At 55.8% G+C, this 11,631-nt stretch carries 7 protein-coding genes; 4 read left to right on the top strand and 3 right to left on the bottom strand.

Annotated elements, in window-relative coordinates; all coding sequences use genetic code 11:
* Positions 1-189: 189 nt before the first annotated feature.
* Positions 190-1,542, bottom strand: a complete 1,353-nt coding sequence (yegD, locus tag B2Q93_RS16075; protein ID WP_286933746.1) for a molecular chaperone — start codon at positions 1,540-1,542, stop codon at positions 190-192.
* Between the two features lie 134 nt (positions 1,543-1,676).
* Between yegD and alkA the strand changes: the two genes are divergently transcribed.
* Complete coding sequence (gene alkA / locus B2Q93_RS16070; RefSeq protein WP_286933745.1) at positions 1,677-2,549, top strand: DNA-3-methyladenine glycosylase 2; 873 nt, start codon at positions 1,677-1,679, stop codon at positions 2,547-2,549.
* Here the strand turns inward: alkA and B2Q93_RS16065 are convergent.
* A complete protein-coding gene (locus tag B2Q93_RS16065; RefSeq protein WP_286933744.1) occupies positions 2,514-5,840 on the bottom strand; it encodes a diguanylate cyclase in 3,327 nt (1,108 codons plus the stop codon). The two genes, alkA and B2Q93_RS16065, sit on opposite strands and share 36 nt — an antisense overlap.
* Positions 5,841-6,182: 342 nt before the next feature.
* Here B2Q93_RS16065 and udk point away from each other — a divergent pair, with 342 nt between their 5' ends.
* The 3 genes from udk (at position 6,183) to asmA (ending at position 9,368) form a co-directional block, all read left to right on the top strand.
* Positions 6,183-6,824 (top strand): uridine kinase, encoded by a 642-nt coding sequence (udk, locus tag B2Q93_RS16060; RefSeq protein ID WP_040074880.1) that lies wholly within the window; start codon positions 6,183-6,185, stop codon positions 6,822-6,824.
* Between the two features lie 91 nt (positions 6,825-6,915).
* Positions 6,916-7,497: a dCTP deaminase gene (gene dcd, locus B2Q93_RS16055; protein ID WP_040074881.1), complete on the top strand. Its 582-nt coding sequence runs from the start codon at positions 6,916-6,918 to the stop codon at positions 7,495-7,497.
* Between the two features lie 26 nt (positions 7,498-7,523).
* Positions 7,524-9,368, top strand: a complete 1,845-nt coding sequence (gene asmA, locus B2Q93_RS16050; protein ID WP_046884793.1) for an outer membrane assembly protein AsmA — start codon at positions 7,524-7,526, stop codon at positions 9,366-9,368.
* 40 nt (positions 9,369-9,408) lie between these two features.
* Here the strand turns inward: asmA and B2Q93_RS16045 are convergent, their stop codons facing one another.
* On the bottom strand, positions 9,409-10,992 hold the full coding sequence (locus B2Q93_RS16045) for a TerC family protein (RefSeq protein WP_286933742.1): 1,584 nt from the start codon (positions 10,990-10,992) through the stop codon (positions 9,409-9,411).
* Between the last annotated feature and the right edge of the window lie 639 nt (positions 10,993-11,631).

Below are 11,631 nucleotides of genomic sequence, written 5' to 3'. Positions count from 1 at the left end.
TGAAACATTTCGGGAAATGATACTAGTTTAGTGAGTGGAGACGGCAGAAAAATGGAGGAAATATGGAAGACTGTCTGGAATTGTCTGAATGAGGGTAAAGCAAAAAGGCAACACGGGTTGCCTTTTTTAGGCATTTCCCCCTCTCCCTGTTGGAGAGGGGCGGGGTGAGGGCATCAGCCCGCATCTATGTCAGCTAAACACTACCTGCGCCCAACGCGCCAGCCCCGCCGTCACCGAGCCGAAATCATCGCCGCCAGCAATCGGGATGCCCGGCAACTGCTCCGCCAGCGCACGCTTAATTAACGGCGATTTGGCGCTACCGCCGGTAAGGTAGATCACGTCCGGTTTCTCTTTACCGTTATCCAGCGCCAGCTGCACCTGTTCCAGAATGCGCTGCAACGGTTGCGCCAGTGCCGCCTCCAGCCCCTGCTGACTAATCGCGGTGGACAGCTCATCGCCGATAAACGGCAGCGTAACGGTATGATCGGCTGCTTCTGAAAGGGCAATTTTACTCTCTTCGGCGCTACGCACCACGCGATAGCTCAGACGCTGACGCCAGAGCTTATACAGCAGGGCGACTTTGTCGGCATCCTGCGCATCGCGCACCAGGTCATTAAGGAAACGACCGTTGGCGGTACTGTAGAAATCGCTCTGAGCGGGGACGTCGTTAATGGCAACCGCATTCCACCAGGGGAGGATCGGCAGGGCGATACCTTTTTCCGTCTGGCCGCCCATGCCCAGCAGCGGCATCAGGCTTTTGAACGCCAGTGCAATATCAAGATCGTTCCCGCCTACGCGGCACCCGCTGTGTCCCAGCAAGCTATTTTCACGGTCGCGGCGGACATGCCATTGTGGCCCCATCAGCAGCAGCGAGCAGTCAGTTGTCCCGCCGCCGATATCCACTACCAGCACGCGTTTCTCTTCACTGAGCGTCGCTTCAAAATCCAGACCGGCGGCAACCGGCTCATACTGGAACACCACGTCCTGAAAACCTGCGCGGTGGGCGGCACGCTCAAGGATCCCTTGTGCCTGCTGGTTTGCGTCGTCTCCCCCCAGCCCCTGGAAGTTAATAGGACGACCAATCACCGCCTGGGTAATGCTATCCGTCACCTGCGACTGTGCCTGCTGACGAATATGCAACATCATGGCGCAAACCAGATCCTCAAACAGAGCAACCTGCTGCGGCTTCAGTCCGCTGGCACCGAGGAAGGATTTCGGGGATTTAACAAAGTAGACCTCTTCCGGGTCCTCAATATAGTGGCCCAGCGAGGAGAGTCCAAACTGCACGCTGGTGACGGTAACGTCGATATCCTCTTCGCGATTGAAGCTTACCGCCCGGCGTAACAGCGCCTGGGTTTCCGTGCCGGTAGCCGGAACCTGATGATGACGATAGAGCCACTCGCTTACCGCTTCACGCGTGGGCGCGCAAATCATTGATGGCAGCAGGGTGCTGTTATTTTCCATTTTGAGCAGCTGTGGCTGCCCGTCTTGCATCACCGCCACAGAACAGTTGGCGGTACCATAGTCAAATCCGATAAACACGTGCGAAATCCCCATGCCATTGAGAAGGGGCGAGACTTTAGCGAAATGTCTCGCCTGCGACAACTGGAATATGAAAGCAAGGCAAGAACCGCCGGGCAGCGTTATGCTGTGGAGTAACGAAAAAAGGAGCCGTAATGTTTATTCTGCACTGGCAACCCCCCTACGACTGGCAATGGATGTTCGATTTTTTGGCCGCCCGTGCGGTCACCGGCATCGAAACCGTGACCGCCACTGACTACGTGCGCAGTTTCGCCTGTGAGGGGCATGTCGGGTTGATTCGCGCCACGCCGCACCTGCAAGACGGCACGCTACAGGTTGAACTGAGTGACGGGCTATTGCCGGTCGCTGACCCGGTCCTGGCGCGCGTGGCCCGGCTGTTTGACCTGGAGTGTCGCCCGCAGCAGATAGCCGGGGTACTCGGGGCGCTCGGCGCTGCCCGGCCCGGCCTGCGACTGCCCGGCTCGATGGATGCTTACGAGCAGGGGGTACGCGCTATTCTCGGCCAGCTGGTGAGCGTAGCGATGGCAGCGAAGCTCACCGCGAAAGTGGTCGCCTTGTGTGGTGAGCCGCTCGCAGGGGCGCCGGGCTATTTCTGCTTTCCTACCCCGGCGGCGCTGGCAAATGCCGACCCGCTGGCCTTGAAGGCGCTCGGCATGCCAGTTAAACGCGCCGAGTCGCTCATTCACCTGGCGCAGTCGGTGGAGGCCGGGACATTTCCTCTTACGCCGCCGGATGACATCGAGGCGGGCGTGAAGGCGCTGCAAACGCGCCCGGGCATCGGGCGCTGGACGGCGAATTATTTCGCCCTGCGCGGCTGGCAGGCGAAAGATGTGTTCTTACCGGATGATTATCTGATCAAGCAACGCTTTGCCGGCATGACCCCGGCCGGGATACGGCGCTATGCCGCCCGGTGGCAGCCGTGGCGCTCATACGCGCTGCTGCATATCTGGTATACCGAAGGCTGGACGCCGTCAGTTGATGGCGAAGTAGCTGGTATTAAGCAGTAGTTCCAGCGGGCGCGGTTCGTCAATGGTATTGCCGTAGATATAGTCGATGCCGATGCCCGAGAGCGTGTCCATCACCACCGGCTGGTTGCTCGGCCCGGCGATGGTTTTCATGCCCAGCCGCTGGGCATGACCCTGGATAATGGTGACCAGCATCTCGTCCATCAGGTTGCCGTGAACGTTGGTCACGACCTCGGGATCCAGCAGCAGGTAATCTGCCTGATGGGCGCTGAGGTAGTTGAACTCGTCCATATCTCGCCCGACATGGCTGAGGATGATACGGCAGCCGGCACGGCGCAGTTTATCCAGCCCCTGCAGACAGGCGTTATTTTGCTGCCTCAGTACGTCAATATGCAGCATCAGGTGCAGCAGTCGTGCCGGCAGCGGGCTCTGTGCCAGCATATCCAGCAACTCGTCGACCAGGGTCACGCTGGCCAGTCCAGCCAGCGACAGCGGAAGGGCCACGCCGGTCCCTTTTTTAGCCAGCGGGGCGGCAAAACTGCGGAAGAACTCCTGCATCACGCGTCTGTCGAGAGCGTGAAGGAGCTCGGGCTCAGCCAGCCCGGCGCGGAAGGTCTGCTCTTCGAGAACTTCCCCTTCGCTGGTCCACAGGCGCAGCGACAACATCCAGAAATTGCTGCTCTCCGGGATACGCGGTGACGCCACGCTGCGCGCGAGCATCACCAGGTTGTTGTCTTTAATCATGTGCCACTGTTCATCGAGCGACATCATATTGCGGTTGCTCTGCATGCGTTCTTGCTGCGGTTCATACACCGTGACCACCCCACGTCCGCTGTTTTTTGAGGCGTAGCAGGCAATATCCGCCTGAGACATCACTTCAGCGGCCTGGTGGTTTACGGCGTCGATAAGCGTAATCCCGGCGCTGGCGCCGATACGGTGCAGGCGGCCGTCCCACATAAAGTGGTAATCGTTGATGGCATTAATGATACGCCCCGCGATGTAGCGGGCGCTTTCGGTATTGCATTCAGGCAACAGTAAACCAAACTCGTCCCCGCCAAGACGCGCCAGCACATCGGTCGAACGCAGCATGCTGAGCATCAGCGAAGAGAGCTCTCGCAGCAGGGCATCGCCCGCCGCATGGCCTGCGGTGTCATTCACCGCTTTAAAACGGTCGAGATCGATAAACACCAGCGCATGTCGCTGGCGGGTCTCCTGCACCATATGGAGCAGACGTTTCAGGTGCGCTTCAAAGCTGACGCGGTTTGCCAGGTGGGTGAGGGCGTCGTGAGAGGCGTTGTAGCTCAGTTCACGCAGCATTTTGCGCGACTCGGTAACATCCTGAATGACCAGCACCGAGCCGATGTTTTGTCCATCGAGAGTGCTCAGTGGGGTGATGCTGTAGTGAATATCGTAGCTCCCGCCACTGCGGCTGTGCAGGACGACATCCTGTTCGATATCGGTACGGGACATATCCCCGCTGTGAATGTTTTCCATCAGCGGGCCGCTATTACCAAAGGTAATATGCAGCACCGATAAAATCGGCTGGCCCATCGCGTCTTGCTGGGTCCAGCCGCTCATCTTCTCGGCGACCGGGTTCATAAAGGTGACGTTCATATCGACATCGGTACAGAGCACGGCTTCGCCGATGGAATCGAGGGTAATATGCAGACGCTCTTTTTCCTGGAACAGCGCTTCGTTAAGCTCTTTTACCTCGGTCATATCCATATTGACGCCGAGCAGGCGTTCGACCTCGCCCTGCTTATTCAGCACCCGATTCGCCAGCGCGCGGATGTGACGAACCCCCTCTTTGACCCGAATACGAAACTCCAGCTTGAAGGGAATGCGCGCGGCCAGGGCATCACGTACCACCTGTTCAGCATGGGCGCGGTCTTCCGGGAGCATACACTCATGCCACATCTGCCAGGTGGGTTTAATATGCGGCGGAACTTCATAGAGTTCGAACATGCGCTTATCCCAGCTGATCACGTCCGGTTTAACATCCCACTCCCAGATACCAATTCCCCCCGCTTCGTTAGCGAGAGTAATGCGCTCCATCAGGCGCTTGTTAACCCATTCGGTCTGTTTGAGATCGTTAATATCTTCAATCTGGGCGATGAAATAGAGCGGGCTGCCGTCCGCATGGCGCACCAGCGAGACCGCCAGCAGCGCCCAGACTACCTCACCATTGCGGGTGTAGTAACGCTTCTCCATCGAGTAACTGTTGATATCCCCGCGGATCAGTTGCTCCATCTGCTCGAGGTCAAGATTGAGATCTTCGGGCCAGGTCACCTGCTGGAACGTCAGGGAGTGCAGCTCAGACTGGGAGTAACCGAGGAACTGACAAAGCGCTTTGTTGGCCTGCAGCCACTGGCCGTCGGTACCGACCAGCGCCATGCCGATCGCGGAGTACTCCATGGCATTGCGAAAACGTTCTTCGCTCTCGGTGATGTGTTTCCGCTCGGCGCGGAAGGCGTACATCACCATGGTCATGACGTTAGCGGGCAACAGCATCATCAGGAATGGCAGCCAGGGGGCGTTGAGCATGGCGGCATTTTCAGTGACCAGCGGCACCGGCGAAGAGGCGATCAACAGCGATACCATCATTACCGTGACCAGGAAGACCAGAAATGCTTCAAGGCGTGGTAATCGGACGGCGCTCCACATCAGTAAGACGATAATCGCGGTAAAGGGCCAGGGTAAAAAGCGGATGGCGATCCAACTTAGCACCAGCGTCACCACCATGGTGACCAGCGTTTCGAGCAGTAATTGCGGATTGCGATGACGCAGCAGGTAGTGGGGTTTAAACAGCAGCCCCAGCGGCACCAGCGCCAGCGCGCCGATGGTTTCCGAGAGCACCCAGACCAGAAAGTTGCGCATCGGCTCGGCGGTAGGAACCAGCAGATACGCCAACATGCCGCCCAGCAGAGGCGGGATCACGGCGCTGCCGATCGCCAGACGGATCCAGTCGCCCAGATTTTGCAGCGGGTTATACCAGGGGAGCAGTTTTCGCAGCAACAGCGCGCCGACCACCGCCTCGAGGGTGTTGATCAACCCGTACCACAGATTAAGGGTATCCCAGGAGAAGAGCAGCCAGGTGGCAAAGATATTGCCGAAGGTGCAGGCGAGCGCGATACCGGGCCACATTTTGCCGGCGTGACGGTAAAAGGCCACCATCATAATGGCAGTCGGGAACCATAAAGGTGCCAGTAATGTACCGAAACGCGTCAGCTCCAGCGAAAAAAGGGTAAAGATAAAGGTAACCAGACCAAGACTGACAAGCCGTAGTAAAGGATGTGGGGTGGTAACCAAAACGCGCTGGTATTGTTTATTCATTACCGCTTATCCAGGGGACGCCATGCCGTCACGAACCAGGTCCGGACGAGTTGAATGATGAATTTGGATTATGCTAGTACAAACAATTTACAATTCATATGGTGGCTGCTCATAATTTGACATCATAGAGTTATTAAATAGTTATCCTGCAAAAATTTCATCTTTGATGATGGAAAAGTGAACAGGGTAATAACGCAGCGGGAAGAAAAAGGCTATTTTCGCGCGTCACGCATAACCTGCGCTTTCGACTGGTATCACGGGAGCGAAATCCCTATAATTGCGCCGTTTGACGCTTCGGCGTCGTCCTTCCTTTACATCCAGGTTACTCAGGTCGCTAAATTTATGACTGATAAGTCTCATCAGTGCGTCATTATAGGCATCGCCGGCGCATCGGCTTCAGGTAAAAGTCTTATTGCTAGTACGCTTTACCGTGAATTACGTGAACAGGTTGGTGATGAGCACATCGGTGTCATTCCGGAAGACAGCTATTACAAGGATCAAAGTCATCTGTCGATGGAAGAGCGCGTTAAGACCAACTATGACCATCCCAGCGCGATGGATCACAGCCTGCTGTTTCAGCATCTTCAGTCTCTGAAGAACGGCGCCCCAATTGAATTACCCGTCTACAGCTATGTTGAACATACCCGCACGCAGGAAACTATCCGTATTGAGCCAAAGAAGGTCATTATCCTTGAAGGCATCCTGCTGCTGACCGACGCGCGTCTGCGCGAATCGATGAACTTCTCCATTTTTGTTGATACGCCACTGGATATTTGCCTGATGCGCCGCATCAAGCGCGACGTTAACGAACGCGGTCGCTCCATGGACTCCGTTATGGCGCAATATCAGAAAACGGTACGTCCAATGTTCCTGCAGTTTATTGAACCGTCCAAACAGTACGCCGATATTATCGTGCCGCGTGGGGGTAAAAACCGTATTGCGATCGATATTCTGAAAGCGAAAATCAGCCAGTTTTTTGAATAAAACACGCGAATTGTGTACCGTTCAGAGATAACCCGGTTCACCCTCGGCGCAGATAAGCCCGAGGGAGTGATGCACGAAAGGAGAGAGTGCCATGCGTCTGTGTGACAAAGATATTGAAGCCTGGCTCGATGAAGGCCGTCTGTCCATTTCACCCCGTCCGCCCGTGGAGCGCATTAATGGCGTGACCGTGGACGTGCGTCTGGGCAATAAATTCCGCACCTTCAGCGGGCATACCGCCCCCTTTATCGACCTTAGCGGTCCAAAAGATGAAGTGAGCGCCGCACTCGAACGCGTGATGAGCGACGAGATTGTTCTTGAGGACGGCGAGGCCTTTTATCTGCACCCAGGAGAACTGGCGCTGGCGGTTACCTTTGAGTCCGTGACCCTGCCTGCCGATCTAGTTGGCTGGCTTGATGGACGTTCGTCTCTGGCGCGTCTGGGGCTGATGGTGCACGTAACCGCGCACCGTATCGATCCAGGCTGGTCGGGTCGCATTGTGCTGGAGTTCTTCAACGCCGGTAAATTGCCGCTGGCATTACGTCCAGGCATGATGATTGGCGCGCTCAGTTTCGAGCCGCTGACCGGCCCGGCTGCACGTCCTTACAACCGCCGCCAGGATGCGAAATACCGCGATCAGCAGGGTGCGGTTGCCAGTCGTATTGACAAAGACTGAGCCCAGCCCAGTCCACCGAGGAAGCCATGAGAAGAGTTCTGACAACGCTGATGATTTTGCTGGTGGTCTTGCTGGCAGGTCTTACTGCGTTGGTGCTGCTGGTAAATCCCAACGATTTTCGTGCCTACATGGTGCGCCAGGTTGAAGCGCGCAGTGGCTACGTGATGAAGCTGGACGGCCCGCTGCGCTGGCACGTCTGGCCGCAGTTAAGCATTCTTTCCGGCCGGATGTCGTTAACCGCGCCGGGGGCTTCCGTGCCGCTGCTTACCTCCGACAATATGCGTCTGGACGTGGCGTTAATGCCGCTTCTTTCGCATCAGTTGCAGGTGAATCAGGTGATGCTTAAAGGGGCGGTAATTCAGTTGACGCCGCAGACCGAGGCGGTGCGCAAGCCCGATGCCCCGGTGGCGCCGCGCGAAAACACGCTCCCCGACGTAGCTGAAGATAACGGCTGGTCGTTTGATATTGGTAAACTGAAGGTCGCCGATAGCGTGCTGGTGTTCCAGCATGAGAGCGACGAACAGGTGACGGTGCGTAATATCAATCTGCAGATGGAGCAGGATGAGCACCACAAAGGCACGATGGATTTTAGCGGGCGCGTGAACCGTAATCAGCGCGACATGGTGGTCTCGCTGAATGCGAATGTCGATGCGTCTGACTATCCTCACCAGCTGATTGCCAATATTCAGCAGCTTGACTGGCAGCTGACCGGGGCCGATCTTCCGGCGCAGGGTATCACCGGACAGGGCAAACTGCAGGCAGTCTGGCGGGAAGAGCGCAAACAGCTTGAGCTCAATCAGCTCGATCTGAAAGCGAACGACAGCGCGCTGACTGGCCAGGCGAGCGTGATGCTGAGCGACACCCCGCAATGGGTGATCAATCTGCAATTCGATACGCTCAACCTTGAAAATCTGCTTACGGCGCAAGCCGCTGCCGCCCAGGGTGACGTGGCGCAGCAGGGGCAGTCTCAGCCGAAGCCGCGCCCGGTGATCTCGACGAACCTCGATCGGCCTGATTATAACGGTCTGCGCGGTTTTGACGCGGATATCATGCTAAAAGCCAACCGCGTCCACTGGCGCGGCATGGATTTTACCCATGTCTCCAGCCAGATGACTAACAAAAATGGTTTGCTCACCATCAGCGATCTGAGCGGCGAGATGGGGCAGGGGCGCCTCTCATTGCCAGGCACCCTGGATGTGCGCAAAGCGGAGGCCCGCACGGCATTCCAGCCGCGGCTGGAAAATGTCGAGATTGGCACCATCCTGAAAGCCTTCAACTATCCGATCCCCCTGACCGGTAGCCTGACGCTGGCGGGCGATTTCTCTGGCGGCAAGATCGACGCCGAGGCCTTCCGTCGCAACTGGCAAGGGCAGGCCCACGTCGAGATGAGCAACACCCGTATGGAAGGGCTTAACTTCCAGCAACTGGTGCAGCAGGCGGTGGAGCGCAGCAGTAATGTGAAGGCCAAAGATAACTTTGAAAACGCCACCCGTCTGAATCGCTTTGTTACCGAGCTTTCGCTTGATAACGGCCAGCTCTCGCTGGAGAGCATGCAGGGGGAATCGCCTATGTTATCGCTTGAGGGCGATGGCACGATGGACCTGGTCAAAGAGACGGCGGATACCCACTTTAAAGTGACGGTGCTGGAGGGCTGGTTGGGCGAGGGTAAGCTGATCGATTTCCTGAAACAGACACCGATCCCGCTGAGCGTGTATGGTCAGTGGCAGGCGCTCAACTACAGTCTGCAGGTGGATCAGCTGATGCGTAAACATCTTCAGGATGAAGCCAAACGGCGTCTGAACGACTGGGCGGATCGCAACAAGGATTCGAAAAACAGTAAAGACGTGAAAAAGCTGCTGGAAAAACTTTAATGATTAAGCCGGGTAGGGGTTAGCCTTACCCGGCTTTTTATTACACTTCGTACTCTTCCTCTGCTTCATCAGCCTGCGGAATTAACTGCACCTTCTGCACCCGGTGATGATCGACTTCCAGCGTCCTCAGAGCATAGTGACCCACCTGGACCTCTTCCCCAGGGGCGGGAATACGTTGCAGGTATTCCATCAGCAGACCGGCGAGGGTGTGATACTCACGCTTCTCATCCAGCGGCAGTGGCACATACTGCACCAGGTCTTCCAGCGGCATATGACCGTTCGCCGTCCAGCTTCCGTCGGCGTTTTTCTGAATATCATGGCGGGCGTCGATCTCTTCCACTTCATTGGGCAGGTTACCGGCAATGGTTTCCATCACGTCGCTCAGGGTCACCACCCCCTCAACGGAGCCGAATTCATCCACCACAAAGGCAAAGTGCGTACGGGCGTTGCGGAACTGTTCCAGCGCAGAGAGCAGCGGCAGCCCCTCCGGGAAGACCAGCGGCTGACGCACCAGCGCCCGCAGGTCAAGCGGTTCATCCTGTAACTGCTGGTTGAGCAGGTCGATAACGTGTACCACGCCGAGCAGATCCTCCTCCTGCTCGCCACCGGTTACCACCACGCGGGTATGCTGGTTTTTTTCCAGCAGCGCGCGGATTTGCGCCTCCGGGGCGTTGAGGTCGATATGCTCGATATCGTGACGGGAGGTCATGATGCTGCTGACAGAACGCTGGTTAAGATTTAATACCCGCTCAATCATTCGACGTTCCTGCGGGTTAAAGATCTGGCTGCTGTCATGATCCGCCAGCAGGGATGCCGACTCCGCATCCAGTTCCGCATCCTCTTTCTTTCCGCTCAGCAGACGCATCACCGTCTCAGCTGTGCGCTGACGTAGCGTCTGATTGGCTGACAGAAAGCGACGGCGGTTGAAGATGGCCAGCTGGTTTAGCGCCTCGATGATGACTGAGAATCCTATGGCGGCGTACAGATAGCCTTTCGGAATGTGGAAGCCAAAGCCGTCTGCCACCAGGCTAAAGCCGATCATCAGCAGGAAGCTAAGACAGAGAATGACGATTGTCGGGTGGCTATTAACGAAGCGCGTTAACGCCTTACTGCCCAACACCATCAGCGCAATGGCAATGATGACGGCTGCCATCATAACGGCCAGATGGTCCACCATCCCCACGGCGGTGATCACCGAATCAAGAGAGAAGACGGCGTCCAGCACCACAATTTGCGCCACCACCGGCCAGAATCTGGCGCCCCGGCGCTGGGTGGGGTTTTCATTATCCTTACCTTCCAGCCGTTCATTGAGTTCGACGGTGGCTTTGAAGATCAGGAACAGGCCGCCAAAAAGCATAATCAGGTCGCGCGCGCTGAAGCCCAGGCCGTGTACCGTAAATAGCGGTTTGGTGAGCCCCACCAGCCAGGAAATAGAGGCCAGTAACAGCAGGCGCATCACCATGGCCAGAAGCAGGCCGGTGACGCGAGCGCGATCGCGCTGAGCAGGGGGCAATTTTTCGGCAAGAATGGCGATAAAGACCAGGTTGTCGATGCCGAGCACCAGTTCCAGTAACACCAGAGTGACCAGACCGGCCCAGATTGATGGATCTGCAATCCATTCCATAGCGGGAATCATACCTTTTGTAATATGACAAATGTCACATTTCGATCATGGATAAAGCCTGCGAAAAATGCAATGCCAGCCTGGGATTTCCTCGGGCAACGCCGCAAATACGGCTCACTCTATTCCCATGGTTAATTTAGGGTTATAACCAGAATCCCCTTAAATAATTATATTTAAGAAATATCGCAGGTAACGGTTATATATTCATTTTTGTCAACCTGAAGAAAATCCTAAAACATTAAAACTTTGCCGTTAATATTAATCTTAAAAAGCGATGCGCCGACTGTTGTTTCCTTGCCTGCTAAATCGTTAGCTGCAACAATTCCTCCAGCATCAAATGTTAAAGCCTCTTGTTGCTATTTCAGTGTCGGTTTAAAGAACAGAAAGTTTATATCTGGAGAAGCGTTTTCTTGCCCGATATATCTTTCGATTAAACCATGTCAAAGAGGGTGTTTATCCATAAATTACTGTTTAAACAGTGGATTGGTAACTGAAAGCCAAGGGCGGTAGCGTGCCTGAAAGCGTGTTAATCAGCCTCGATTATTCTGTCAATAGCTTGCGGATGAATAAACTTTTTTTAGGACTGATGCCAGTTATATTTCTGTTTTATTAACCGCATGCTAAAAGTTAAATGCCGCG

Source organism: Leclercia sp. UBA5958 (assembly GCF_002430365.1).
Lineage (GTDB): Bacteria > Pseudomonadota > Gammaproteobacteria > Enterobacterales > Enterobacteriaceae > Enterobacter > Enterobacter pneumoniae.
Note: the sequence above shows the minus strand (reverse complement) of the source record. Positions and strands in the feature narration are given on the sequence as shown.